24 protein-coding genes and 2 tRNA genes are annotated in these 25,966 nt (G+C 59.4%); 9 read left to right on the plus strand and 17 right to left on the minus strand.

Going from position 1 to position 25,966, the window contains the following annotated elements; translation table 11 throughout:
* Positions 1-36: 36 nt before the first annotated feature.
* Positions 37-1,155 carry a TIGR00730 family Rossman fold protein gene (locus AEQ67_RS32355; protein WP_059407851.1) on the minus strand — a complete coding sequence of 373 codons (1,119 nt, stop codon included), beginning with the start codon at positions 1,153-1,155 and terminating at the stop codon, positions 37-39.
* A 485-nt stretch (positions 1,156-1,640) separates the two neighbouring features.
* Between AEQ67_RS32355 and AEQ67_RS32360 the strand changes: the two genes are divergently transcribed.
* The gene (locus tag AEQ67_RS32360) at positions 1,641-1,841 is read left to right on the plus strand and encodes a hypothetical protein (protein WP_059407853.1); all 201 of its coding nucleotides are present in this window, start codon (positions 1,641-1,643) and stop codon (positions 1,839-1,841) included.
* Here the strand turns inward: AEQ67_RS32360 and AEQ67_RS32365 are convergent, their stop codons facing one another.
* Positions 1,842-2,267 (minus strand): PA3611 family quorum-sensing-regulated virulence factor, encoded by a 426-nt coding sequence (locus AEQ67_RS32365; protein WP_059407855.1) that lies wholly within the window; start codon positions 2,265-2,267, stop codon positions 1,842-1,844. It abuts the gene before it with no gap.
* 153 nt (positions 2,268-2,420) lie between these two features.
* Between AEQ67_RS32365 and AEQ67_RS32370 the strand changes: the two genes are divergently transcribed.
* The 3 genes from AEQ67_RS32370 (at position 2,421) to AEQ67_RS32380 (ending at position 4,478) form a co-directional block, all read left to right on the plus strand.
* The gene (locus AEQ67_RS32370) at positions 2,421-3,179 is read left to right on the plus strand and encodes a tRNA-uridine aminocarboxypropyltransferase (protein ID WP_059407857.1); all 759 of its coding nucleotides are present in this window, start codon (positions 2,421-2,423) and stop codon (positions 3,177-3,179) included.
* A gap of 209 nt (positions 3,180-3,388) precedes the next feature.
* Positions 3,389-4,036, plus strand: a complete 648-nt coding sequence (gene erdR, locus AEQ67_RS32375; RefSeq protein WP_059407859.1) for a response regulator transcription factor ErdR — start codon at positions 3,389-3,391, stop codon at positions 4,034-4,036.
* Positions 4,037-4,115: 79 nt separating this feature from the next.
* Complete coding sequence (locus tag AEQ67_RS32380) at positions 4,116-4,478, plus strand: diacylglycerol kinase (RefSeq protein ID WP_007947182.1); 363 nt, start codon at positions 4,116-4,118, stop codon at positions 4,476-4,478.
* Here the strand turns inward: AEQ67_RS32380 and AEQ67_RS32385 are convergent.
* Positions 4,475-5,401, minus strand: coding sequence for a LysR family transcriptional regulator (locus AEQ67_RS32385; RefSeq protein WP_059407861.1), 927 nt, complete (start codon positions 5,399-5,401; stop codon positions 4,475-4,477). The genes AEQ67_RS32380 and AEQ67_RS32385 overlap by 4 nt on opposite strands.
* Positions 5,402-5,520: 119 nt before the next feature.
* On the opposite strand from AEQ67_RS32385, the gene fpr reads away from it, so the two are divergent.
* Positions 5,521-6,300, plus strand: coding sequence for a ferredoxin-NADP reductase (fpr, locus tag AEQ67_RS32390; RefSeq protein ID WP_008054100.1), 780 nt, complete (start codon positions 5,521-5,523; stop codon positions 6,298-6,300).
* 166 nt (positions 6,301-6,466) lie between these two features.
* Here fpr and tsaA read toward each other — a convergent pair whose 3' ends face one another.
* The 6 genes from tsaA to rimO form a co-directional block, all read right to left on the minus strand.
* Entirely contained in the window at positions 6,467-7,165 is a 699-nt protein-coding gene (gene tsaA, locus AEQ67_RS32395; RefSeq protein WP_059407863.1) for a tRNA (N6-threonylcarbamoyladenosine(37)-N6)-methyltransferase TrmO, read from the minus strand.
* A gap of 184 nt (positions 7,166-7,349) precedes the next feature.
* Positions 7,350-8,120, minus strand: a complete 771-nt coding sequence (locus AEQ67_RS32400; protein ID WP_059407865.1) for an SDR family oxidoreductase — start codon at positions 8,118-8,120, stop codon at positions 7,350-7,352.
* Between the two features lie 189 nt (positions 8,121-8,309).
* Complete coding sequence (locus AEQ67_RS32405; protein ID WP_059407867.1) at positions 8,310-8,780, minus strand: DUF1456 family protein; 471 nt, start codon at positions 8,778-8,780, stop codon at positions 8,310-8,312.
* A 76-nt stretch (positions 8,781-8,856) separates the two neighbouring features.
* Positions 8,857-9,567 (minus strand): rRNA pseudouridine synthase, encoded by a 711-nt coding sequence (locus AEQ67_RS32410; RefSeq protein WP_059407869.1) that lies wholly within the window; start codon positions 9,565-9,567, stop codon positions 8,857-8,859.
* A 185-nt stretch (positions 9,568-9,752) separates the two neighbouring features.
* On the minus strand, positions 9,753-10,226 hold the full coding sequence (locus AEQ67_RS32415; RefSeq protein WP_059407871.1) for a GNAT family N-acetyltransferase: 474 nt from the start codon (positions 10,224-10,226) through the stop codon (positions 9,753-9,755).
* A gap of 113 nt (positions 10,227-10,339) precedes the next feature.
* The gene (rimO, locus tag AEQ67_RS32420) at positions 10,340-11,677 is read right to left on the minus strand and encodes a 30S ribosomal protein S12 methylthiotransferase RimO (protein ID WP_010462684.1); all 1,338 of its coding nucleotides are present in this window, start codon (positions 11,675-11,677) and stop codon (positions 10,340-10,342) included.
* A gap of 289 nt (positions 11,678-11,966) precedes the next feature.
* On the opposite strand from rimO, the gene AEQ67_RS32425 reads away from it, so the two are divergent.
* The 3 genes from AEQ67_RS32425 to AEQ67_RS32435 all read left to right on the plus strand — a co-directional run bounded on the left by AEQ67_RS32425 (position 11,967) and on the right by AEQ67_RS32435 (position 14,646).
* A complete protein-coding gene (locus tag AEQ67_RS32425; RefSeq protein ID WP_059407873.1) occupies positions 11,967-13,868 on the plus strand; it encodes a potassium transporter Kup in 1,902 nt (633 codons plus the stop codon).
* 187 nt (positions 13,869-14,055) lie between these two features.
* The gene (locus AEQ67_RS32430; protein WP_059407875.1) at positions 14,056-14,346 is read left to right on the plus strand and encodes a Phd-YefM; all 291 of its coding nucleotides are present in this window, start codon (positions 14,056-14,058) and stop codon (positions 14,344-14,346) included.
* 12 nt (positions 14,347-14,358) lie between these two features.
* Entirely contained in the window at positions 14,359-14,646 is a 288-nt protein-coding gene (locus AEQ67_RS32435; protein WP_008010128.1) for a type II toxin-antitoxin system RelE family toxin, read from the plus strand.
* A 251-nt stretch (positions 14,647-14,897) separates the two neighbouring features.
* Here the strand turns inward: AEQ67_RS32435 and AEQ67_RS32440 are convergent, their stop codons facing one another.
* The 4 genes from AEQ67_RS32440 to AEQ67_RS32455 form a co-directional block, all read right to left on the minus strand.
* Entirely contained in the window at positions 14,898-16,193 is a 1,296-nt protein-coding gene (locus AEQ67_RS32440; RefSeq protein WP_059407877.1) for a virulence factor family protein, read from the minus strand.
* The gene (mprF, locus tag AEQ67_RS32445) at positions 16,193-18,835 is read right to left on the minus strand and encodes a bifunctional lysylphosphatidylglycerol flippase/synthetase MprF (protein ID WP_059407879.1); all 2,643 of its coding nucleotides are present in this window, start codon (positions 18,833-18,835) and stop codon (positions 16,193-16,195) included. The genes AEQ67_RS32440 and mprF overlap by 1 nt, the downstream gene beginning before the upstream one ends.
* A gap of 277 nt (positions 18,836-19,112) precedes the next feature.
* Positions 19,113-19,189, minus strand: a tRNA-Met gene (locus tag AEQ67_RS32450).
* A 220-nt stretch (positions 19,190-19,409) separates the two neighbouring features.
* Positions 19,410-19,486, minus strand: a tRNA-Met gene (locus AEQ67_RS32455).
* A 301-nt stretch (positions 19,487-19,787) separates the two neighbouring features.
* Between AEQ67_RS32455 and dinB the strand changes: the two genes are divergently transcribed.
* Complete coding sequence (gene dinB, locus AEQ67_RS32460; protein WP_059407881.1) at positions 19,788-20,849, plus strand: DNA polymerase IV; 1,062 nt, start codon at positions 19,788-19,790, stop codon at positions 20,847-20,849.
* 101 nt (positions 20,850-20,950) lie between these two features.
* Here the strand turns inward: dinB and AEQ67_RS32465 are convergent, their stop codons facing one another.
* The 4 genes from AEQ67_RS32465 to AEQ67_RS32480 all read right to left on the minus strand — a co-directional run bounded on the left by AEQ67_RS32465 (position 20,951) and on the right by AEQ67_RS32480 (position 25,745).
* Positions 20,951-21,904 (minus strand): hypothetical protein, encoded by a 954-nt coding sequence (locus AEQ67_RS32465; protein WP_059407883.1) that lies wholly within the window; start codon positions 21,902-21,904, stop codon positions 20,951-20,953.
* 17 nt (positions 21,905-21,921) lie between these two features.
* Positions 21,922-23,637 carry a proline--tRNA ligase gene (locus tag AEQ67_RS32470; RefSeq protein ID WP_059407885.1) on the minus strand — a complete coding sequence of 572 codons (1,716 nt, stop codon included), beginning with the start codon at positions 23,635-23,637 and terminating at the stop codon, positions 21,922-21,924.
* Positions 23,638-23,787: 150 nt separating this feature from the next.
* Complete coding sequence (locus AEQ67_RS32475; RefSeq protein ID WP_059407887.1) at positions 23,788-25,347, minus strand: AmpG family muropeptide MFS transporter; 1,560 nt, start codon at positions 25,345-25,347, stop codon at positions 23,788-23,790.
* A 44-nt stretch (positions 25,348-25,391) separates the two neighbouring features.
* On the minus strand, positions 25,392-25,745 hold the full coding sequence (locus AEQ67_RS32480) for an MGMT family protein (protein WP_059407889.1): 354 nt from the start codon (positions 25,743-25,745) through the stop codon (positions 25,392-25,394).
* Positions 25,746-25,966 lie beyond the last annotated feature (221 nt).

Here is a 25,966-nt window from a genome sequence, read left to right on the forward strand (position 1 = left end):
GCTCGCTATTTCGATAGCGGGCCGTTTTTTTTTGCATCACGTCACCTTTGACGGTTCCCGCGTGCGCTGTTGCGCTTGGGGTTTGGGCTGTGCCCAGTTTTCCGGCAGGTTGATGTAGTCCACCAGTTCCCGCAGGCGTCCATGGTCTCGGGCATTAAAGGTGAAGGCCAGTCGCGCCAGATGGCTGAACTGCGGTTCGTCATGCTCCTCGCCGCTGTAGACGTGTTGATGGAAATGATCGCTCAGGCACAGGTCGGCAAATGCCTCTTGCATGTGTTCGAGTGCCTGATCGCTGAGCTTGTGATGCATCCGAATCACGAACTGATGCTTGAGCCAGCGGCTGGAGTGGAAGTTGCTGTAGAACTGGTTGATCTGCTCCACAGCCTCTTCGGCGCTGTAGACCAGGCTCACGAGCTTCATGTCGGTCGGCAGGATGTAGCGATTTTCCTCCAGTTGCTGATGAATGAAGTCCAACGCACCTTGCCAGAACTTGCCGCCAGGGGCGTCCAGCAACACCACCGGCACCAATGGGCTTTTACCGGTCTGGATCAATGTCAGCACTTCCAGCGCTTCATCGAGGGTGCCGAAACCGCCGGGGCACAGGACCAGGGCATCGGCTTCCTTGACGAAGAACAGCTTGCGGGTAAAGAAGAAGTGGAAGGGCAGCAGGTTGGTGGTGCCATTCACGGTGGGATTGGCATGCTGCTCGAAGGGCAGGGTAATGTTGAATCCCAGGCTGTGTGCCAGGCCGGCACCTTCGTGGGCCGCAGCCATGATCCCGCCACCGGCGCCGGTGATGACCATCAGGTCCGAGCGCGCCAGTGCGGCGCCTAGCTCTCGGGCCAAACCGTACAGCGGGTGTTCTATCGGTGTTCGGGCCGAGCCGAAAACGGTGACTTTGCGCCGCCCCTTGAACTGTTCCAGTACCCGGAAGGCATGTTCCAGTTCACGCAGGGCTTGCAGGGTGATCTTGGCGTTCCAGCGGTTGTGGTCTTCCTGGGCCATGCGCAACACGGTCAGGATCATGTCGCGGTAAATCGGAATATTCGGGCTGTTGGGTGAAACCAGGTTGAGTTGCTCTTCGACCTTGCTGGTGAGGTCGTGGCCGCTTTCTTCAAAATGACGGCTCAGGAGGTCATTCGGTTGGTAAGGCATTCAACTTCTCCTTCTGCACAGAACCCTTGGCCCCGACAAAGCAGTCGTCAGCGCCGCGACACCTCGTGTGTCGCTGTCTGCCCAGGCCCGTGCCTGGGCGATCCACATGACTCGGGTTGCAATCGAGTCATCCATACAGGCTCTGTTTTTTCCCTTGGATGAAAGAAACGTTCGCACAACAGGACGTGCAACAGGCAGCCCCTTTTCTGCCCGCAAAAAGTGAACGGGAACACTATGAATCTAGACCCTCGCAGGGTTTTGTGCTGACTCGATCATTGCGCCGCAAAGTCTTTCCTGGCAACCGCTTATTGACGATTTGCAAGGTGATTTCACCACTCGTCTGAAGGCAAGCCGAGTGTCCGACACTCTGATTTACTAAGTTACAGGCGTATCACGACAACTTTGCGTCAAAGGCAGGGCGCACGGTACAAGCGGTTTCAAGGATTTCTCGCTCGTCACGAGTGAAGTGCAAGGAGGCGGGAGCCATGGCCAGAGTGATTCTGGAGATAGAGATCGATACGCAACTGTATCGATTGCTGAAGTCTTCAGCCGAGACCAATCATTTGAGTCTCGAAGAGGAGTGCTGCCGGCGTTTGGAGGGGGCCGAGCGGCGTTCGCGCTACTTGCAGGCGTTATTGGCAGAACTGCGCGCCGAGGATGAACAGCGGCGCGCCAATCCCCGGTAATTACTTCTTCTTGCTCGGGGCCGCTTTCGGGCAGTCCGATTCCTGATAGCTGGCGGAGCCGACCGAGCGATTGGTCTTCACCTCAGTGAAGTCGTAACGCATCACCGCGCCCTTGGCCATCAGTTTGCGGAACGATGGGTTGTTGCAGACAGAGGCGCCCAGCTGGAAATACACAGCTTTCGGGTCGGCACGCATCTTGTTGGCGTGGCTGCTTTGTACGCTCAGATGGTTGATCAGCGTATTGCCTTCGACGGTGTAGCCTTGATCAAGGATGTCTTCGTTGATCGCCCGTGGAGTGCCAACACTGCTTTGTGTGGCGACGTTTCGCAGCTCTCTGTTGAGATTCTGCTCACTCAAGGACGCAGCCTGAGCGCTGAAAGACGACACCAGTAAAATGGCAGCGGTGGGAACGATAAGGCGCAGCATGAAACTCTCCTGGTTCAGTGACTGGTGGTTCGACCCGTCACATGACTGTGCGTTCAGTGGCGGCGAATTATAGGGGAGGAGGCCTGGACGGTACAGGCTTGCGCTGGCTGCTCTGATAAACTGCCGGCACTTTCTGCCTGCCGAGTGTTTTTCGTGAACCCTGAAACGCCACCCTTTGCCGCCAATGCCGTCGCCCGCCTACGCGATCAGCGAGAGGAAGAGGGCATCAAGCCGATTCAGGCCCGTGGCTGGAGAGCGCCCCGTTGCCGTGAATGCCGCGTGATCGAGAGCCACTGCCTGTGCGCCTGGCGCCCGCGCGTCGAGACCCGCTCCGGCGTGTGCCTGATCATGACCAACAAGGAAGTGTTCAAACCGAGCAACACCGGTTGGTTGATTGCCGATGTAGTGCGCGACAACCATGCGTTCATCTGGTCGCGAACGGAAACTGACCCGCAGTTGCTGGCATTGCTCGCCGACCCTCAATGGCAACCGTACCTGGTCTTTCCAGGCGAGTACGTCGAGCCTGAACGGGTGACTAATACGGTCGAAGTCGATACTGCCAAGCGCCCTTTGTTCATTCTGTTGGACGCGACCTGGACCGAAGCCAGAAAGATTTTCCGCAAAAGTCCTTATTTTGATGCGCTGCCAATCCTGAGCCTGCTGCCCGAGAAACTCTCTCGTTACCGGTTGCGTCGGTCTACCCGCAGCGAACACCTTTGCACGGCCGAAGTCGCTGCCTTGTGCCTGGATCTGGCGGGTGACATCGACGCCGCATCGGCGCTGGACGCTTATTTCGACGTGTTCAGCCAACACTACCTCGACGCCAAGCATCAGCTTGAAATGAACGTTTCTACCCCGGCACACGTCGAGCTGATGCCGTTTGTGCAGAAAGGCGCCCATGCCATGTGCTGATTGTCGCCCATACTGCAAAGAACTGTACTGGCCATGCACCTTGACCACCCCGGCTTCGCTGGGCATGCTTGGCGCCGATTAGGGCGCGGCCAAAGTTTGATACGCCGTATTTTTTCGTGAATAGCCACGTAATTGGCGTTGAACGTGCCCTGCTGGTGTAGCTCCGTGGCTGCACCTAGAGTTGTTTGAAAAACAGGATCATTTGAAAAATGGCCACATACGAAATCCTGATTGCCGATGACCACCCTCTTTTTCGTAGCGCCCTGCATCAAGCGTTGACCCTGGGCCTTGGCCCGGATGTCCGGCTGGTGGAAGTGGCCAGCATTGCCGAGCTGGAAACCCGTCTGGACGAAAAAGCCGACTGGGATCTGGTGCTGCTGGACCTGAACATGCCGGGGGCCTACGGTTTTTCCGGGTTGGTGCTGTTGCGCGGTCAGTACCCGCAGATTCCGGTGGTGATGGTCTCGGCCCAGGAAGAAGCCTCGATCATGGTCAAGTCTCGTGAGTTCGGCGCCAGCGGTTTCATTCCCAAGTCCAGCGACCTGAGCGTCATTCAAAAAGCCGTCCGTGCGGTACTCGATGGTGACGTCTTCTGGCCGCCCCAGGCGTTCGAAGCGGTCAGCGTTTCCGCTGAAGCCAAGGCCGCCAGTGAAGGCCTTGCGAGCCTGACGCCCCAGCAGTTCCGGGTGCTGACCATGGTCTGCGAAGGGTTGTTGAACAAGCAGATTGCCTACGAGCTGAGCGTTTCCGAAGCGACTATCAAGGCCCACGTCACGGCGATTTTCCGCAAGCTGAATGTGCGGACCCGAACTCAGGCAGCGTTGCTCTTGCAACAACTTGAGTCAATTTCGAGCTAATCAAGCGCTGCATGTTCACGCTTTTTTGACTTTGCTTGATCTAGCTTTCCCATTCCTTTTTGGTTCAGTTGCCCACTCTATGTCCCCTTTTAAAGGCCAGACCGGCCTAAAACGCATCCTCAACGCCTCTGGCTATTCACTGGATGGCCTGCGCGCAGCTTTCACCGGCGAAGCGGCTTTCCGGCAACTGGTGTTGCTTAACGTCATCCTGATCCCGATTTCGTTCTTCCTGAATGTCAGCCGAGTCGAGCAGGCGCTGTTGATTGCAGTGTGCCTGCTGGCGTTGATTGTCGAGTTGCTCAATTCGGCAGTAGAAGCAGCTATCGACCGCATCTCCCTTGAGCTGCACCCGCTGTCGAAGAATGCAAAAGACATGGGTAGCGCCGCGCAGTTCGTGGCATTGACCATGATCGCGCTGGTGTGGGCGGTGATCCTGCTTTAAGCGATGGTCGGCAGGACGATTTCGTCGCTGCGCTGAACCCCGGCGGTGAAGGCGCGGCACAGATCGAGGAATTCGCGCATCGCCGAGGTCTGATATTTCTGTTTGTGCCAGATGAAATAGAACTGCCGCGCCAGGTCCAGATCCGGTGTCTCCACCGGCACCAGACTGCCACGACGAAAGGCGTCGCGCAGTGCCAGGCGCGAAATGCAGCCAATCCCCAAACCTGACTCCACCGCGCGTTTGATCGCTTCGGTGTGCTCCAGCTCCAGGCGGATATTCAGCGCGCTGCGATGGTGACGCATGGCCTGGTCAAAGGTCAGGCGCGTGCCAGAGCCCTGCTCACGCAGAATCCAGGCCTCGTGGGTCAGCTCTTCCATGGTCGCTGTGCCGCGTTTGGCCAGCGGATGCTGTGGGGCGCAGAACACCACCAACTCATCCTCGACCCAGCTCTGGACTTCGATGTCTGGATGACTGCAATCGCCTTCGATCAGACCCAGATCAATTTCATAGTGAGCGACTTGCTGCACGATGTTGGCAGTGTTCTGCACGTGCAGCTTCACCTGACTTTCCGGATGGCGCTGCATGAAGCTGCCGATCAGCAAAGTCGCCAGGTAATTGCCAATGGTCAGGGTCGCGCCGACCGCCAATGAGCCGAAACCGGACTTGCCGTTGAGCAAATCTTCGATTTCCTTGGCCTGGTCGAGCAGCGCCACGGCTTGCGGCAGCAGTTGTTTGCCGAGGGCATTGAGGCTCAGCCGTTTGCCGGCGCGGTCGAACAGCTGACAGCTGGACTGGCGCTCTAGCTCGGTGATCGAGGTGCTCGCCGCCGACTGCGAGAGGTTGAGCAGACCCGCAGCACGGGATACGCTTTCCTGCTGGGCGACGGCGACGAATACTTGAAGTTGACGGAGAGTAAATCGCATATCTATATAACCGATAACCCTTATCTTAATAATCCATTTAACAGATATTGTCTCTGCTATTAGAATGCGATGCAATTGCGCACAGCGGCGCAGGCAAAATCTCCAGGAGTCCCACGTACATGAGCAACATGAACCACGAGCGTGTCCTCAGTGTTCATCACTGGAACGACACTCTGTTCAGCTTCAAGTGCACCCGCGATCCGGGACTGCGCTTCGAGAACGGTCAGTTCGTGATGATCGGCCTGCAACAGCCCAACGGCCGCCCGCTTATGCGTGCTTACTCGATCGCCAGCCCGAACTGGGAAGAGCATCTGGAGTTCTTCAGCATCAAGGTGCCTGATGGCCCGCTGACTTCCCAGCTGCAGCATCTGAAGGAAGGCGACGAGATCATCATCAGCAAGAAGCCTACCGGCACGCTGGTACTGGACGACTTGAAGCCTGGCAAACATTTGTACCTGCTCAGCACCGGCACCGGTCTGGCGCCGTTCATGAGCGTCATCCAGGACCCGGAAACCTACGAGCGTTTCGAAAAAGTGATCCTGTGCCACGGCGTGCGTTACGTCAACGAAGTCGCCTACCGCGAGTTCATCACCGAGCACCTGCCGCAGAACGAGTTCTTCGGCGACGCCTTGCGTGACAAGTTGATTTACTACCCGACCGTGACCCGCGAGCCGTTCGAGAACGAAGGGCGCCTGACCGACCTGATGCGCAGCGGCAAGCTGTTCAGCGACATCGGCCTGCCACCGATCAACCCGCAGGACGACCGCGCCATGCTGTGCGGCAGCCCGAGCATGCTCGACGAGACCAGCGAAGTGTTGAACAGCTTCGGCCTGAAAGTTTCGCCGCGGATGCGCGAGCCGGGTGACTACCTGATCGAGCGTGCGTTCGTCGAGAAGTGACAGCTGACCTGTAGGAGCGAGCTTGCTCGCGAAGGTCGTCAACGATAACGCGCGCTTAATGGATTAAACGCGGCGTGTTCGAGACCATCGCGAGCAAGCTCGCTCCTACAGAGATCAAAAGCCCGCGTTGCTTGAAGGCAGCGCGGGCTTTTTCGTTTCTGGCGGTTCAGGTGTTTGCAGGGATGACTTCGAGGACGCGGATCAACTCGGGCGTCGGGTAATGCCAGCGCACGTCGACATCCCAAAGCTGCGCGCCGTATTCGCGTTCGGGTGCAGGCATCTGGTACGCCGGGCGTGGGTCTTGTGCCAGGCATTGCTCGATCAGTGCCACCAAAGGCTCTTCAAGGCGCTGAGCGTGTGTGTGAGCCTGTTGCAGCGCAGAGTCCGTCCACTGCACGGGAATCAGCTGCGGCGCGGCACTGGCGATGGTATTGGAGGCACTGTCGATGATGTCGGCGTAAGGCACGTAGGGTTTGATGTCGAGAATCGGCGTGCCGTCCAGCAGGTCGATGCCGGATATCCACAGGCGATTGGCTTCGACCTTGTCCAGTTTGACCACCGATTGGCCGATGCCATTGGGCCGATGCGTAGCGCGGGTGGCGAATACGCCCATGGATTTGTTACCACCGAGGCGAGGTGGGCGGACTTTGAGCCGTGGCTTTTCTTCCAGCGCCTGATGAAACAGGAACAGCAGCCAGACGTGGCTGACCTGGTCCAGGCCCTGCACCGCATCACCCTGATCGAACGGCGGCACCAGTTCCAGGACACCGCGAGCGGCCGGGGCCAATTGCGGTTGGCGCGGGATCGCGAACTTCTCCTTGAAGCAGGAGCGCACGAAGCCGATGGGGGAAACGCTGTAGGTCATGGTTTGAAGTCGAGGCGGGAGCGGGCGGGCATGATAACCCGATCGACCGTTGCTTCGGTGGTGACTGGCAGTCAGTCATCGCGGGCAAGCCACGCTCCCACAGGTTTGGTGTCGTACACAAAATTTGTATTCGCTCGAGAACCCTGTGGGAGCGGGCTTGCCCGCGATGGCCGCGCCGCTGATCTCAGAGGCTAAACCCACCATCCAGCGGAATAATGTTCCCGGTCATGTAAGCCCCGGCCGTACTCGCCAGGCTGATCGCCAGCGCCGCCATCTCCTCCTCGCGCCCCCAACGCTTCATCGGAATCAACGCCGTATCGTCCGCCAATGCCTGCTCGTCGTTACCAATGTGTTGCGTCATCTTGCTCGGAAAACGCCCTGGCGCAATGACGTTGACGTTGATGTGCTGGCTCACCAGTTCCCGCGCCAGAATTCGCGACAGTTGATGCAGGGCGGCTTTACTCGGCCCGTAGGCATAAGCCTGTTCGCCGAAGGAAGAAATCCCCGCCACCGAACCGATGTTGATGATCCGCGCCGGATTGGCTTCGGTGCCGGCCTTGCGCAACAGCGGCAAGAATTGCTGGATGCAGTTGAACACCGAGGTCACGTTGAGCTGCATGACCTTTTCCCAGCCCTTCACCGGGTAGCTCTCCAGCGGCGCGCCCCACGTAGTGCCGGCGTTGTTCACCAGAATATCCAGATGGTCGATCTGCTCGCCCAGTCGTGTAGCCAGTTGCTGCACGCCTTCTTCGGTGGCCAGGTTGGCTGCCACGGCATGGCATTGCCCCAGCGCACTCAGCTCATCAGCGGTTTGCTGGCAGGCTTCGGTATCCCGGGCGCAGACGTACACAGTAGCGCCCGCCTCGACATAGGCCTTGGCGATCATTTTGCCGATACCACGGGTGCCGCCGGTCACCAGAGCGGTGCGGCCTTGCAGGGAAAAGTACGGGTGCATGGCGAATCCTGAGAGCTGAGGGTCAGTACACCCTAGTCGTCAGCCGCGAGAAGCGGAGCCACTATTTTTGCGAGGAATGAAGTGCTATGTCGCTCCCCTGTAGGAGCAAAGCTTGCTCGCGATGGCGTTTTTGAGATCGCCTTCGCGGGCAAGCCTCGCTCCTACAGGGGGCGGGGCGTTCTTGGCGATTTACTGCGGGCGAACGCGCAGGGTCAGGCCTTTGAGGAAGTTGCGCAGCAACTGGTCGCCGCAGGTGCGGTAGTTGGTGTGGCCGAACTTGCGGAACAGCGCGCTCAGCTCAGGCTTGGACACCGGGAACTCGGCGGCCTTGAGGATCGCGTGCATGTCGTCTTCTTTCAGCTCGAAAGCCACACGCAGTTTTTTTAGGATGACGTTGTTGGTCACCGGCACTTCGATCGGCTGCGGTGGACGGCTTTCGTCCTTGCCGCGCTTGAAGATCACCAGGCCATCGAGGAAGTGCGCCATGACTTCGTCCGGGCAGCGTACGAAGCCTTCTTCGTCTTCCTCTTTCTTGTCGAGGTAGGTCAAGAGGTCTTCCAGGCTGACGTCCATGCCGCCGAGCTTGATGATCTCGATGACTTTCTTGTCGCTGATGTCGAGCATGTAGCGCACGCTGCGCAGTACGTCGTTATGAATCATGGTGTGCAGTCCTGATATTCAGCAGTGGGCGTCGCATAAGCCTGCGACGCCGAAATGTGTGGCGGCGTGAAAAGTCTTAGAACTTCTCTTTGCCGGACAGGTAGCGCCATTGCCCCAAAGGCACTTTGCCGATGGATACACCGCCAATGCGGATGCGGCGGATGGCGACGACCTTCAGGCCGACGGCCTGGCAGAACAGGGCGATCACGCCCGGTTGTGGGTTCTTCATCGCAAAACGCAGGCGGTTTTCGTTCTGCCAACTGGCTTTGACCGGCGGCAGTTCCTTGCCCTTGTAGGTCAGGCCATGGTTCAGGCGGTTGAGGCCGTGAGCCACCATGTCGCCTTCAACCTCGACCACATACTCTTGCTCGATCTTGGCGGAGTCGGCGGTGAGCTTGCGCAGGATCTTCCAGTCCTGGGTGAACACCAATAGACCGCTGGCATTGGCCTGCAGGTCGGTGCTGGCGGTCAGGCGCAGGAAGTGGCCCTTGAGCGGGCGTTTGCTGAAGCGGTGTTCTTCGCTCAGGGTTTCGGCGCTGATGGTCGCCATGGCTGTTTCCGCATCCATGCCCGCCGCCACGTTGAACAGGATGGTTACCGGTTCCGGTGCAGTGGCCTGGGCTTGCGGATCGAGCTCGACTTTCTGGGTGTCGACCTTGAACTGCGGCTCGTCGATGACTTCACCGTCCACGGTGACCCAGCCGCCCTCGATGAACAGCTCAGCCTCCCGACGGGAACAGCCGACGAGTTCGATGAGGCGTTTGGAGAGACGAATCGGGTCAGTCATGACAGGGCCGTAAGAAAAAAGGGGTGGGCATTGTACCTGCTGGGCGCCGGTTAATCGCGGGTCCATTTGCGCAGTATGGCAATTAGTGTAGGAGCTGGCTTGCCAGCGAAGAGGCCCGCGAGCGTTGTGGCGATCTATCGGCCGCCTTCGCTGGCAAGCCAGCTCCTACAATGTTTTATGGTGTGTCAGCCATTGCGCGTCAATTGTTGGGTCTGGCGCAAGCGCATGTGCAGCAGCGGATACGGCTGCCCCATGCCGTCGACCTCCGAGCGGCCGATCACCTCGAAGCCCTGCTTGAAGTAAAACCCCAAGGCCTGCGGGTTCTGTTCGTTGACGTCCAGTTCATCGGCGTTCAGGTGTTCCATGGCATAGCGCAGCAGTTGCTTGCCCAGGCCCTGGCCACGGTGAGCCGGGGCGATAAAGAGCATTTCGATCTTGCCCGCGGCGACTCCGGCAAACCCGGTGATACGCTGTCGTGGGTCCCTGGTGCAGATCAGCATCACCGCGTCGAGGTAGCGGGTCAGCACCAGGTTCTTCAGCAGTTCGATGTAGCTTTCCGGCAGGAAGTCATGGGTAGCGCGCACCGAGGCCTCCCAGACTTGCGTGAGTTCTTCGTAGTCGCTCTGTTTCGGCGTGTGGATGACCGAATGTTGGCGCATGGCTCGATGCCCCTTTTGCTATTAATTGTGCGAGTCCTTTCTCCCCCAAAACGATAGACGTAAAAAAGCCCCGCATCTCGTCAAGAGAGCGGGGCTTTGCGTATTTTTTGCGTTTAGATCTGTTCAGCCCACAGGTCGTACTCGTCGGCGTCGGTCACTTTGCACCAGACTTTATCGCCCGGTTTCAAGTTGCTGCCGTTGTCGATGAACACGTTGCCGTCGATTTCCGGGGCATCGAAGAAGCAACGGCCAACCGCGCCTTGCTCGTCGACTTCATCGACCAGCACTTCGATTTCACGGCCGACGCGCATTTGCAGGCGAGCCGAGCTGATGGCCTGCTGGTGCGCCATGAAGCGGTCCCAACGGTCTTGCTTGACGTCGTCCGGCACGATGGCCGCGTCCAGCAGGTTGGCTGGCGCGCCTTCAACCGGCGAATACTGGAAGCAGCCGACGCGGTCGAGCTGGGCTTCGGTCAGCCAGTTCAACAGGTACTGGAAGTCTTCTTCGGTTTCGCCGGGGAAGCCGACGATGAAGGTCGAACGGATGATCAAATCCGGGCAGATCTCGCGCCAGTTCTTGATGCGCGCCAGGGTCTTGTCTTCGAACGCCGGGCGTTTCATGGCTTTCAGGACTTTCGGGCTGGCGTGCTGGAACGGGATGTCGAGGTACGGCAGGATCTTGCCGGCGGCCATCAGCGGGATCAGCTCGTCGACGTGCGGGTACGGGTAAACGTAGTGCAGACGAACCCAGACGCCGAGGGTGCTCAGGGCTTCGCAGAGTTCGGTCATGCGGGTTTTCACCGGTGCGCCGTTCCAGAAACCGGTGCGGTATTTCACGTCGACGCCATAGGCGCTGGTGTCTTGCGAGATCACCAGCAGCTCTTTGACGCCGGCCTTGACCAGGCGCTGGGCTTCGTCGAGCACGTCACCGACCGGACGGCTGACCAGTTTGCCGCGCATCGACGGGATGATGCAGAAGCTGCAGCTGTGGTTGCAGCCTTCGGAAATCTTCAGGTAAGCGTAGTGACGCGGGGTCAATTTGATCCCTTGCGGCGGCACCAGGTCGATCAGCGGGTTGTGATCCTGACGCGGCGGCACGGCGTCGTGCACAGCGTTGACAACCTGCTCGTACTGCTGCGGACCGGTCACGGCCAATACGCTTGGGTGCACCTTGCGAATGTTGCCTTCTTCGACGCCCATGCAGCCGGTGACGATGACCTTGCCGTTTTCCTTGATGGCTTCGCCGATCACTTCCAGCGATTCAGCCTTGGCCGAGTCGATGAAACCGCAGGTGTTGACCACCACGACATCGGCATCCTCGTAAGTGGACACGACGTCATAGCCTTCCATGCGCAGCTGGGTAAGGATGCGCTCGGAGTCGACCAGTGCTTTGGGGCAACCCAGGGATACGAAGCCAACCTTTGGATTGGCCGGCGCAGGAGTGGTGGACATGTCTAACCTCGGTATTTGTGACGCCTCCAGCCGAAGACGGCAAGGCGACAGACGGACGCTATGTTGCGTCTCTGGTCAAAAAGTGCGCAATTCTAGCGATGAGAGACGCGCTTGACCAGCTTTATGCAGGGAAATACGACGAGTGCTGCGCTATGCTTCGCGCCGTTAGGCTTTACCGAATTTTTACAGTCAACAAAACGTCTGTAACCGTAAGTAAAACAGCGCATGCTGCACGGCAAAGCATAGTGCTTCTTATAAGAAGTCCGGGTCTGAGTAGTAGGAGTTTTGGATGGGGCAGGCAAGTAGTCAGACGGCGGGCGCCGAGCATTCGGCGGCAAAACCGATCGGCATGCTGGTTGCGGCAGTCGGGGTGGTTTATGGCGATATCGGAACGAGCCCGCTGTACACCCTCAAAGAAGTGTTTTCCGGTGGTTATGGCGTGCCCGTGAATCATGACGGGGTGCTGGGGATTCTGGCGCTGATCTTCTGGTCGCTGATCTGGGTCGTATCGATCAAGTACATGATGTTCGTGCTGCGCGCCGACAACCAGGGCGAAGGCGGGATCATGGCCCTGACGGCGTTGGCCCGGCGGGCGGCGGCGGGGTATCCAAAGTTGAGGTCGTTGCTGGTGGTCTGCGGGCTGATCGGTGCGGCGCTGTTCTACGGCGACAGCATGATCACGCCGGCGATTTCCGTACTCTCGGCGATTGAAGGCCTTGGATTGGCATTCGAGGGCATCGACCATTGGGTGGTGCCGTTGTCGTTGATCGTGCTGGTGGCGCTGTTCCTGATTCAGAGTCACGGTACTGCGCGTATCGGCATTCTGTTCGGGCCGATCATGGTCACCTGGTTTGTGGTGCTGGGCGCGCTGGGTGTGTACGGCATCCTCCAGCATCCGGAAGTGTTGAAGGCGATGAACCCTGTGTGGGGCGTGCGCTTCTTCATCGTGCACCCGGGCATGGGCGTGGCGATTCTCGGCGCGGTAGTGCTGGCGTTGACCGGTGCCGAAGCGCTGTACGCCGACATGGGCCACTTCGGTCGCAAGCCGATTGCCCGTGCGTGGTTCATTCTGGTGCTGCCGGCGCTGGTGCTGAACTACTTCGGCCAGGGTGCGCTGCTGCTCGGTGATCCGGAAGCCGCGCGCAACCCGTTCTATCTCTTGGCGCCAAGCTGGGCGTTGATCCCGTTGGTCGGCTTGTCGACCCTGGCCACGGTGATTGCCTCTCAGGCGGTGATCTCCGGTGCGTTCTCCCTGACCCGTCAGGCGATCCAGCTAGGTTACATTCCGCGCATGCACATTCGTCACACCTCCAGCGCCGAGCAAGGCCAGATCTACATCGGCGCGGTGAACTGGGCGCTGATGGTCGGCGTGATTTTACTGGTGCTGGGTTTCGAATCCTCGGGTGCACTGGCCTCGGCCTACGGCGTGGCCGTGACCGGGACCATGCTGATGACCACCATCCTGGTGTCGGCGGTGATATTGCTGTTGTGGAAATGGCCTCCGCTCCTCGCGGCGCCGCTGTTGATCGGTTTCCTCTTGGTAGACGGTCTGTACTTCGCCGCCAACGTGCCGAAAATCGTTCAGGGCGGGGCGTTCCCGGTGATCGCCGGTATCGTGCTGTTTGTCCTGATGACCACCTGGAAACGCGGCAAGCAATTGCTGGTCGAACGTCTCGACGAAGGTGGATTGCCACTGCCGATCTTCATCAGCAGCATCGCCGTGCAACCACCGCATCGTGTCCAGGGCACCGCTGTGTTCCTCACGGCGCGGCCGGACGCCGTACCGCATGCGCTGTTGCACAACCTGCTGCATAACCAGGTGCTGCATGAGCAAGTGGTGCTACTGACGGTGGTGTACGAAGACATCCCGCGGGTGCCTGCGTCCCGGCGTTTCGAGGTCGATTCCTACGGTGAAGGCTTCTTCCGGGTGATCCTGCACTTCGGCTTCGTTGACGAACCGGACGTGCCGCAGGCGTTGAAGCTGTGTCATCTCGATGACCTGGACTTCAGCCCGATGCGCACCACCTACTTCCTCAGCCGCGAGACGGTCATCGCTTCCAAACTCGAAGGCATGGCCCGCTGGCGTGAGGCGTTGTTCGCCTTCATGTTGCAGAATGCCAACGGCAATTTGCGCTTCTTCAATCTGCCGCTGAACCGGGTGATTGAGCTGGGTACACAGGTCGAGATGTAAGCCCGCGACATCAAAAAGCCCCCGTTGCCATTGCGGCAGCGGGGGCTTTTTTTGCCTGGGATTTTCGTCTGGCCTCCAGGTATTCGGTCGGTATAGCTATTTGGTGGGTTGCAGTGAGCTTAATTGAGCGCAATACTCTGTGTATAACTGTGTGTTCAATTGTATGTGATTGTGAGAGGAGGTGAGTATGACGGCATTACTAGAGCGTGCTGACCAGGCAATATCGGTTACCGCAATGGTTCGGGGCTTCAGTGCGAGGCTCAAAGAGATCTCCAGCCGAGCCACCGAGCGCCTGGTTATTTTCAAGGACAATCAACCGGCAGCGGTCATTATCAATGTCGATGCGTATCAGGAAATGCTCGACGAACTTGAGAATCTCAGGATTGAAGCCGTGGCGCGGGAGCGACTGATCGGTTTTGATCAAGCCAAGGCCATCAGTCATGACGATATGCGGGCGCGGTACGCCAGGAAGGACTAAAAGGAGCTGTGGATGGTTTGGGGCGTAATCTATCATCCGGAGGTTCAGAAGGATCTGGATCTACTGGGAGCTGCGGCGGCAAACCGTATTCTCGATGTCATCGAGGAGCGGATTATCAACGGTGAGCCGGACAAGAGCGGAAAACCGCTTAGAGCCAGCCTTGCAGGTTGTCGACGAATTCGAACGGGCGACACGCGGATAGTTTATCGAGTGGATGGAAAGGCAATCCAGGTGTTGATAGTCGCCGTCGGTGCTCGACGTGACGAAGAGGTATACGACGCCGCAGAGCGTCGCCTCTAATAACAAAGCTCTGGCTTGCATTGTTGCAGCGGGGGCTTTTTATTGCCTGGCACTTTATCCCCATCCAACGAAGATCCCTGTGGGAGCGGGCTTGCCCGCGATAGCGGTATGTCTGCCATATCCACGTGAATCTGCCGCCCTCATCGCGGGCAAGCCCGCTCCCACAGGGATATGTGCTGAACTCAATTAATGGTCAAAAAAAGCCCCCGCGACCGTGAGGTGGCGAGGGCTTTTTTGTGGGCGGGATCAGATTACTCCTGAGCCGCTGTTTCCTTCGATTGACGCTTCTCGATCACATCCACCAGCCGCTGGGCCAGGGCAGGGTAGTTCTCGTCGAAGTGGTGGCCGCCCGGCAGTTTCATCGCTTCACCTACAGCGGTCTTGTCCGTGCAGCCGCTTTCGTCGACCTCTTCTTCACCGTAGATGCACACCACTTTCTCGGGTGGCAGCTTGGCCATTTCCGGGCCGGTGGCGGCTTCTTTGCCGGCGTTGCCGAGCCAGCCTTCAACTTCGATCTCGAAGCTGCCGGTGCGGGCGAAGGCCAGCAGGATGATGGCGTCGACGCGCTGTTGCTCCGATGCCTCCAGACGGTTGTAGATCGCTGGCAATACATCGGCGCCGAACGAGTAACCGGTCAGGATGAAGCGTTTGGTGCCCCACTTCTGGCGGTAGTGCTGCATCAGCTCAGCCAGGTCCAGGGCGCTTTGCTCCGGGCTCTTGTGTTGCCAGTAGTAGCGCAGGGTGTCAATGCCGACCACCGGGTAGCCGATCTTCGCCATCTCGCCCGCGACGTCGCGGTCCAGGTCGCGCCAGCCGCCGTCACCGGACAGGAACAGGGTGACGGTGTCCTTGGCCTGGCCAGCCGGCACTTCGACTACCGGAATCTGCAAGCCGCCGGCCGCTTTATCACCGCCAACGAGGATCTTGCGCAGTTCGTTGTTCAGCACTTGCGGCAGGTTGATGTCGTAGTCGCTGATGCTGGTTTCGGCGTTGGGTTGGTCACGCACGAAGCCAGCGCTGGCGTCATCCGGGTTGTCGTTCCACGCCACCAGCCAGTGGCCGTGGGCGGCGCTTTTCGGCAGCAGATGCGTGCAGCCGGGTTTTTCCAGGGCCAGGTCCACCGAAATGGCTTGGGCCTTGTCGCTCTTCTGCTCGGACAACCAGCGCCATGCCAGCACGGCGCCAGGGCCGATGCCGCTGACCAGGGTCGCCGGGCCCTTGAGTTCTCTCAAGGCTGATTGCAGGGCGCGACTTTGCAGCAGGCACTCTTTGGGCAGGATCACCTGAACGATCTGTGCCGAGCCGGAGCGGCTGAGGGTCATCAGCTGTTTGTCGCTGAGCTTCTGTTCTTCATTGACCGCCACCAGCACCTGGGCGCGTGGTGTGTTGCCGGGGATGACACGGGTCATCGCGGCGCCATCGGCCGGGGTCAGCCGTTCGAGGGTCGGTTCTGGCGCCGGGCGTTTCAGATACCAGTAACCGCCACCGAGTATCAGGGCCAGCACGACCAGCGTGCCCAGTACGTACCGCAAGGAGCGTTGAATCATCAGCGTTTCACCAATCCAGTCAAGCCGCCCGCAATCAGGGCAGCAGTATCGGCCAGGGCTACCAGCGGATCGAGTCCGGCGGGCACGGCCATATAACGGGGTTCCCAGTCAGGCTGGAATTTGTCTTTGAAGCGGCGCAAGCCTTGGAAGTTGTAGAGCTGCTCACCACGGCGGAAAACCATCGAGCCCAGACGCTGGGTCAATGGCGCGCCGCGACGGGGTTGTAGCCCCGACAACGGCACCATGCCCAGGCTGAAGCGCGCGTATCCATGATTTTTATAATGTTGAATCAGGCCGACCATCATGAACTCCATGGTCAGCTTGGGGGCGTCCGGGTGCGCGCGCATCAGGTCGAGGCTGGCCAATTCATGGCCGTAAGTCTCGAGCAGATTGGCAAACGCCACCGGGCGTCCTTCGAAACGGATCACCGCCACGCGGAAATGTTTCAGGTAATCATCACTGAAGCGGCCGAGGGAGAAGCCTTTCTCGCGCACGTTCTTGCCGGTCAACCAGGCATTGGAAATCACCTTGAGCTCATCCATCGGCGCATGCCCCGGTTCGTGGATTTCCAGCGACAAGCCATCGCGGGTGCCACGGTTCCAGGTGTAGCGCAGGTCCTTCATCTCTTTGCCCTTGGCCTCGAGATCGAAGCGAAGCAGATCGACCCGGGCTTCTTCGCCGAGCTTGATCGCGGTCAGGCCGATGTCCATGTAGTACGGCAGGTTCTCGGCGCGTACCTGATAGAACACCGGGCGGGCGTGGTGGATGTCGCACAGATCGCGGAACTGCCAGATCATTTCCGCCCGCTGCTGGGTCGGGCCAATCGGGTCGTACAGCGCCACCAGGCTGCGGCCACGGCGGGCGTACATCAGGAACGCCTCGTCGTTGGGGTGAAACAGCAGCGCCTTGTCACCGGTCAGGGCGAGGCCGCCATCCGGTTGGGCGGAGGCCATGAGGATTTTTACCGCGCGATCCAGTTCATCGGGTGTCGGCAGATGGATCACCGGGCGCGCGGTCCGCAGCAGCCAGGTCAGCGACACCACCACCAGCAACACAGCGGCGCCGAGCAGCGAGCGCAAGCCGCGCGGGGCATCGGCGTCGAGAGTGAACTGCCACCAGAGCTGATGGCTGTACGGAACGTCTTGATAGGCAAACAGCAGCAGCCAGATCGACGCACCGAGTACGCACAGACTGGCGACCAGGTACAACGGCGAGAACGGCAATTCAGTCAGGCGGCTAGGGCGATAGAACGAGCGCCGAAACACCCCCAGCAGGCTCGCCGTCAGGGTCATCAGGCAGGCTTCTTCCCAGTCGAAACCCTTGAGCAGCGAGAGCAGGGCGCCGACCAGCAGCAGAATGGTGGTCAGCATCCACGCCGCCGACAGTCGGCGACGCAGGCCTTGAGCCAGCAGCAAACACAAAACGCCGACCAGGCTGGCACCGAAGTGCGAGGCGTCGACCAGCCGATGCGGAATCAGGAAGCCGATGTGTTCCAGGCGCGTATCGATTTCCGGCGTCACACCGGAGAACAGCAGCACCACGCCGGACAGGAACACCAGCACCGCCAGAATCGGCGCCGCCAGGCCCGATGCGGCACGCAATGACTGACGCGACAGAAACAGGCGCTGACCTTCATTGATCAACAAGAACACGCAGGCCACCAGCAATGGCAACACCACGTAGATCAGGCGATAGAGCAGCAGGGCGGCAGCCAGTGGTGCGGCGCCGAGTTTGTCGGAGAAGGCCGCCAGCAGAATCGCTTCGAACACCCCGACACCGCCGGGAACGTGGCTGAGCACACCGGCCGCCAGGGCCAGCAGATAGACCAGCAGGAACGCGCCGAAGGGTGGCGCTTCAGGCAGCAATAGATAAAGCACGGTCGCGGCGGCGGCCACGTCGAGGGCGGTGATGATCAGTTGCAGGAACGTCAGGCGGCGGCCCGGCAGGCGCAAGGTGCGGCGTCCGACCTTGACCAGCAGGTTGTCCGGGTAAGGTTGCTCCGGCAGGCGGCGGCGATAGATGCCGATGGCCAGCACCGAGAACAGCAGCAGTACGGCCGCTGCAATCGTGCCAAGCAACGTTTCGGAGAGGCCTAGGGCGGCGGAGGCTGCAGGCAGGTCGCTGAGGGTCGCCAGGGCGGCCAGCGGTGGCAGGGCGCAGCCGAGCGAGAGGCTGGCGAACAGCGTCATGTGCGCGACTTCAGTGGCCCCCAGGCCATGACGTGCATATAGACGGTAGCGAACCGATCCCCCCGAGAGCATCGAAAGACCGATGGCATTGCCGATGGCGAACGCGGTAAAGCCCCCCAGCGCCAGTGTTCGCGGCGCCAGCGTCACGCCGGCATAGCGGCTGGCCGACCATTCATAGCCCAGCAGAATAATGAAGCCGACGACGGTCGCGCCCAATGCGCCGAGCAATGCCGGTTTCGGAACTTCGAGAATCGAGTCGTGCAGAGCGTACAGATCGAGTTCGCTCAGCAGGTGGCGACAGGCAATCAGCGCAATAGCGAACAGCAATAAAGTGACTGCCAGGCCGATGGGCTGACGGTATTTGCTGGCCAGATCAAGCAAGCGCAGACGCTCGGCCTTGATCGGTTGTGTCGCTGTGACGGTGTCTTGTGGATCAGACGAGTTGGCGCGCATCAATCACCTCTTGGATTGTGCGCGACAGGATGGAGGTATCCAGCCAAGTTACCAATCCCTGTAGAAAAAAATAATCACAAATATTAACGCCTCTCGCCGGCATTCGGCGACGGCATGTCATCAGTCGTAGAGGCTTTTGCTTGCGAGTGAGCATAGTCTGAACTCGGCGCACTGGAGACCCGAACGGCTCGCTACACAGTGACAGATCATTGTTGCGAAAGGACTTTTTCAACAGATACAAAAAAGGCCACTCTTTCGAGTAGCCTTTTTTGATGTTTGGTTGCGGGAGCCGGATTTGAACCGACGACCTTCGGGTTATGAGCCCGACGAGCTACCAGACTGCTCCATCCCGCGTCTGTGTGGCGGCATTCTATAGAGATACGCCGGGGTGTCAACCGTTAATCCTGAATAGATTCAAATAAGCGTAAATGAGTGGCGAACGGGCGTAGGGGAGCGCTAAGTTTCGGAATCAGAACGATTTCTCGTTGTTGTGCGGAGCAGGGTGCATGCGTCGTTTTGACAAAACAGACGCGCACAAAAAAGGCCACTCTTTCGAGTAGCCTTTTTTGATGTTTGGTTGCGGGAGCCGGATTTGAACCGACGACCTTCGGGTTATGAGCCCGACGAGCTACCAGACTGCTCCATCCCGCGTCTGTGTGTCGGCATTCTACAGAGGATCGCAGGGCTGTCAACCTTGAATCCTGAGAAAACTGTTCAGGTTCAATCGCTTAGCTTGCTAAATGGATGGCTTGATGCCCCTGAGACGCAGGCGTGGCAAGGCTTTCAGCTCTATTAGTAGGTGCTGTTCGATTGAGAAAATAAATTCACCGGGGACTTTTCCTACGAGCCGGAAAGAACATTCAGACTACTGGTGCTATATACAGGTGTCAGTGAGATACTGCCGATCCGGCTCGAAATCAGGCCGTTTCTTCATCATGAACAGCGCTTTTATATGACGCAGCGAAAAATCATCCACGTCGATTGTGACTGCTTCTACGCCGCTATCGAGATGCGTGACGACCCGCGCCTGGCCGGTAAACCCCTGGCCGTCGGCGGATCGGCGGATCGGCGCGGAGTGATCGCCACCTGCAATTACGAAGCGCGGGCCTATGGTGTGCGCTCGGCAATGTCTTCCGGGCATGCCTTGAAGCTGTGCCCGGACCTGACCATCGTCAAGCCGCGCATGGAGGCCTATAGAGAAGCCTCGAAGGAAATTCACACGATCTTTCGCGATTACACCGACTTGATCGAGCCGCTTTCCCTGGATGAGGCCTATCTCGACGTGTCCGACAGCGCGCATTTCGGTGGTAGCGCCACGCGAATTGCCCAGGACATCCGTCGGCGGGTGTCCAATCAGCTGCACATCACGGTCTCGGCCGGTGTGGCGCCGAACAAGTTTCTCGCGAAGATTGCCAGCGACTGGAAGAAGCCCAACGGTTTGTTCGTCATCACGCCGGATCAGGTAGAGGACTTTGTCAGCGGTTTGCCAGTAAGCAAGTTACACGGCGTAGGCAAAGTGACCGCTGACAAGTTGGGCCGGCTCGGCATCGTCGATTGCTCGCATCTGCGCGAATGGGACAAGTTGGCGCTGGTGCGCGAATTCGGCAGTTTTGGCGAGCGACTCTGGAGCCTGGCGCGTGGGATCGATGATCGGTTGGTGCACAACGACAGTCGTCGGCAGTCGATCAGTGTCGAAAACACCTACGACGTGGATCTGCCGGATCTGGTGAGCTGCCTGGATAAATTACCCGAATTGCTGGAAACCTTGGCGGGCCGCATGGCGCGAATCGACAGCAGCTATCGGCCGGGTAAGCCGTTCGTCAAAGTGAAATTCCATGACTTCACCCAGACCACGCTGGAACAGGCCGGGGCAGGGCGGGATTTGGGCAGTTTTCAGTTGCTGCTGACCCAGGCGTTCAATCGTGGCGGGAAGCCGGTGCGGTTGTTGGGGGTTGGGGTGCGGCTGGAGGATTTGCGGGGAGGGTTTGAGCAGATGGAGTTGTTTGAGCGGTAGGTTTTGCGGTGAATGTGAGGGCCTCTTCGCGGGCAAGCCTCGCTCCTACAAGGACTGTGCAGTACCTGTAGGAGCGAGGCTTGCCCGCGAAGCTTTTGCTGTTAATTCGGCCCTGGATCCGCCACCAGTCGCCCGGCATCCTTGGTCAGTGACTTGAGGAATTCGGTCTGCAACTCTGGGTCGTTGCGGGTCAGTTCGATCAGGCTTTGTTCCAGTTCGCTGGCTTCTTCCTCCAGACCCAGTTCCGACAGACGTTTGACCCGGTGTACCCACTGGCTCACTTCGTCGTCTTCGAGGTCGTCGTAAATCAGCCCATGAGCTTCGAGCAACTTGCCCCGCAAGCCGCTACTGACGGCCAGGGACGAGTCGGTATGCACATCGTCCTGGGCATCTTCGACACTGATCAGCAAGCGGGTCAGATGATTGATGTCATGTTCGGCGAACGGGCTGTCCAGCAGGTTCATGCGCAAGATGCCGTTCTTGTCGGTCGTCAGCTCGAACGTTTCCTTGCCGGCCTTGACCACCACCGGACGCTCGCTCCAGGGTAGGCTCGAGTATTCGGTGCGCTTGTCGAGCTGGACCTCGTCGATACCCGCCAGGTTCTGCTGCGCACGGCCGTGAGACTGCACGTTCATGAACGGGTTGACCCCGGCGAAACCGTAGCTGAGCCAGTCCTTGGTCACGCTGTCCGGCAGGTTGCCGAGGGCGAACACATTGACCACGTTCGCGCCGACACCGGCCACTACAGCCACCATGCCCAGCGGGATCTCGTAAACCTCCCGCCAGGGTTGATAAGGCGTGTAGCGATCGTAGTGGCGCGTGACTTCGAATTCGGTGACTTCGAAGGTCTTCTGCTCGTGGATTTTCACCCGCCGTTGCGGCAACTCAAGCACCTTGGGCTCGCCGACATCGATCTGCAGGCTGTGATCGAGCAATTTGCGCTCGACGCGTTCCTCGTGCTCGCTGCGTTGTGACATGTGATTGGCACAGCCGCTGACCAGCAGGGTGCCGCACAAGGCGGCACCACCGAGGCCTAAGGTGTTTCGCTTGAACATGACTTCTCTATCTGGTGTCAGCGGCGGATACGGGCCTGGAGGAAAGACAGCACGTCAGCGACCGGCAGCGCTTGCGCTTCAGGTTCGGTGCGGCTCTTGTATTCCAGATTGCCTTCGGCGAGGCCGCGGTCACTGACCACGATCCGGTGAGGAATGCCGATCAGCTCCATGTCTGCGAACTTGATGCCCGGGCTGGTTTTCTTGTCGCGGTCGTCCAGCAGCACTTCGAAGCCGGCTGCAGTCAGTTCTGCATACAGCTTGTCGGTGGCTTCGCGAACCTGTTCGGTTTCGTAACGTAGTGGCACCAGGGCAACCTGGAAGGGCGCCAGGGTGTCGCTCCAGATGATCCCGTTGGCGTCGTTGTTCTGCTCGATGGCCGCGGCCACCACGCGGGAAACGCCAATGCCGTAGCAGCCCATTTCCAGGGTGACCGGCTTGCCGTTCTCGCCCAGCACTTCGCACTTCATCGCTTTGCTGTACTTGTTGCCCAGCTGGAAAATGTGCCCGACTTCGATGCCGCGCTTGATTTCCAGAGTGCCTTTGCCGTCAGGGCTTGGGTCACCAGCGACGACGTTACGCAGGTCGGCAACGGTCGGAACCGGCAGATCGCGCTCCCAGTTCACGCCGAAGTAGTGCTTGTCGTCGATGTTGGCACCGATGCCGAAGTCGCTCATCAGCTCGACGGAACGGTCGATGATGATGGGCAGCGGCAGGTTCAACGGGCCGAGGGAGCCGGCGCCGGCGCCAATGGCGTCGCGCAGCTCGCTTTCGGACGCCATGACCAGCGGGCTGGCAACGCCTGGCTGGTTGGCGGCCTTGATTTCGTTCAGCTCGTGGTCGCCCCGGATGATCAGGGCAATCAACTTGCCGGCTTCTTCGGCGTGAACCACCAGGGTCTTGATGGTTTTTTCGATCGGCAGGTTGAAGCCTTCGACCAGTTGCGCAATGGTCTTGGCGTTCGGCGTGTCGACCAGGCGCAGCTCTTCGGCAGGCGCTGGGCGAGAGGTTTCGCGTGGTACGGCTTCGGCTTTCTCGATGTTCGCGGCGTAGTCGGAACCATTGCTGAAGACGATATCGTCTTCGCCGGATTCGGCCAGCACGTGGAACTCGTGGGAGCCGGCGCCGCCGATCGAGCCATTGTCGGCTTCAACAGGGCGGAACTTCAGGCCGAGGCGGGTGAACACGTTGCAATACGCCTGGTGCATGCGGTCGTAGGTGACCTGCAGCGAAGGCTGGTCAGCATGGAACGAGTAGGCGTCCTTCATGATGAATTCGCGACCGCGCATCAAACCGAAGCGTGGGCGTATTTCGTCACGGAATTTGGTCTGGATCTGGTATAGGTTGATGGGCAGCTGTTTGTAGCTGCTCAACTCGTTGCGCATCAGGTCGGTGATGACTTCTTCGTGGGTCGGGCCGGCGCAGAAATCGCGACCGTGGCGATCCTTGAAGCGCAGCAATTCAGGGCCATATTCTTCCCAGCGACCGGATTCCTGCCACAGCTCAGCCGGTTGGGTGCTCGGCATCAACACTTCGAGAGAGCCGGCGGCGTTCATTTCTTCGCGAACGACGGCTTCGACCTTGCGCATCACTCGCAAGCCCATCGGCAGCCAGGTGTACAGGCCCGAGGCGAGTTTGCGGATCATGCCGGCGCGAAGCATCAGCTGATGGCTGATCACGACCGCGTCGGAAGGCGTTTCTTTCTGTGTGGCGAGCAAAAATTGACTGGTGCGCATGGTTGGCCGTTGTCGGTTGCTGATGACGGAAATGACGGGGCATTGTACGGGCGAGATCCGCTGGCGTACAGGCGTACAGGCGTGCGGTCGGCTGTGTGGCAGGAGGGCGGGAATCGCACCGCCCTCCGGGATGCTTCCTACGCAAAGAGCCTACGACTCTTCCGCGACCTGGGTTGGAATCGGTTCCGGCGTGGGCGTCGGGCCTTCGCGGCGGCTCTCCTGGAACCAGTGCAGGGCAATCAGCAGCAGGGTCGGGACGCCGAGCAGGGCGGTGATCAGGAAGAAGTTGTGATAGCCGAACTTTTCCACCATGACGCCCGAGTAGCCGCCGATCAGGCGTGGCAGCAAGAGCATGATCGAGCTGAGCAGGGCGTACTGGGTGGCCGAGAACTTGAGGTTGGTGAGGCTCGACAAATAAGCGACGAACGCCGAGGTCGCCAGACCGGAGCTGAAGTTATCCAGGGAAATGGTCAGGATCAGCATGTTCAGGTTGGCGCCCATGTCGGCGAGCATCAGGAACAGCAAATTGGTGCCGGCTGAAGCAATGCCGCCGATGAACAGGATCGGCAGGATGCCGAAGCGCACGATCAGCAGGCCGCCCATGCCAGCGCCGACCAGGGTCATGATCAGGCCGAAGATCTTGCTGACGCTGGCAATCTGATCCTTGGTGAAGCCCTGGTCGATGTAGAACACGTTGGCCATCACGCCCATCACCGTGTCCGACATCCGATAGGTGGCAATCAGGCCAAGCAGCAGAAAAGCCTGCCAGCGGTATCGCAGAATGAAGTCATTGACCGGTGTCAGCACTGGCGCCAGTCCACGGCGGCCGATGGCCGACAGGCACAGGGCAGTGAGCGTGGTATAGAGGATCGCCCGCAGGAACGCGCGGTCTTGAAGCAGCAGGTCGAGCAGGCTCACGCCTTCAAACAGCACGCTGGCGAAGTCGGTGTTGTAGAGCTGCGTAAACATGGCCGGTACGGACACCAGCAGCACGATCAGCACGAACACCGAGGCCAGTTGATGCACAAAGCTGTAGCGCCCGGCCTGAAGTTGCGTGCGCAGTGGCACCGCCGGTTCGCGCATGAACAGCGAGGTCAGCAGTGCCGGGACCATCAAGGCACCGAACAGCAGGTAAGTGCCGGCCCAGGCCGAATGCTTATAGTTGAAACCGGTGGAGCCGAAACCTTCAGCGAAAAACAGCGCGCCCGCGGTGGCCAGCAGGGCGGCGATCCGATAGCCAGACATGTAACTGGCGGCCAGCGCGGCCTGACGGCTGTCCTCGGCGATTTCCAGGCGATAAGCGTCGACTGCGATGTCTTGCGTCGCAGAGGCGAAGGCGACGACCACAGCAATGGCGATCAGCCAGGACAAGTGCTTTTGCGGGTCGCAGAAGCCCATACCGATCAGGCCGAGGATGACCAGTGCCTGGGAAAGCACCAGCCAGGAGCGTCGTCGACCGAGCTTGCCGAGAAATGGCAGGCGCCATTGGTCGAGCAACGGCGACCAGACCCATTTAAAGGCGTAGGCCAGACCGATCAGGCTTGCATAGCCAATGGTTTCGCGAGCCACACCGGCTTCACGCAGCCAGACCGAAAGTGTCGAGAACACCAGCATGTAGGGCAAGCCGGCGGCGAAACCAAGCAGCAACAGCACGAGCGTTGAAGGGCTGGCATAGGCGGCGAGCGCGGCGCGCCAGGTTTTACGGGGCATGGGCTGGAGTCTGCCTCAAGAATTACGGAAACAAAGCGCGCACTCTAACCGCTGTGCTCTACCGGGCGCCAGCCATGGCGCTGAATATCAACACGATTATTCAGGATACTGATGCCCTCCATGCGCAATCGTGCCCGTTGTTCATCGCCCGAAGGACTGCCTGCAGGCAGGCTGATACGCCCACCTGCGCCGAGCACGCGGTGCCAGGGTAATTTGCTGTCGCCCGGCAATTGGCTCAGTGTCCGTCCGACGAAACGCGCGGCACGACCCAGTCCTGCCAGCTCGGCGAGTTGGCCGTAACTCACGACTTTGCCCTCGGGGACTTGGGCCAGTGTCAGGTAGAGCGCCGTGCGTCGGATTTGCGCCGGGCTTTCGGTTTCCGGGTTTGAATCAGTCACGTTTGGCGTCCTGTAGGAGCGAGCTTGCTCGCGATAAGCGTCAACGATGACGCGAGCTGTCTGGAGTAACGCGTCTGTCTCGAGTTTATCGCGAGCAAGCTCGCTCCTACAGGTGGATCACCGTTCGTAGAGTAAATCCTGGATCACCCATTGAGAAATGAACTCAATAGAAATCGCCGGGTCAGTCCTTGCTAGGGTCTTATTCCTACGGATAATGCCGA

It is taken from the genome of Pseudomonas sp. RIT-PI-q (genome assembly GCF_001297125.1).
GTDB lineage: Bacteria > Pseudomonadota > Gammaproteobacteria > Pseudomonadales > Pseudomonadaceae > Aquipseudomonas.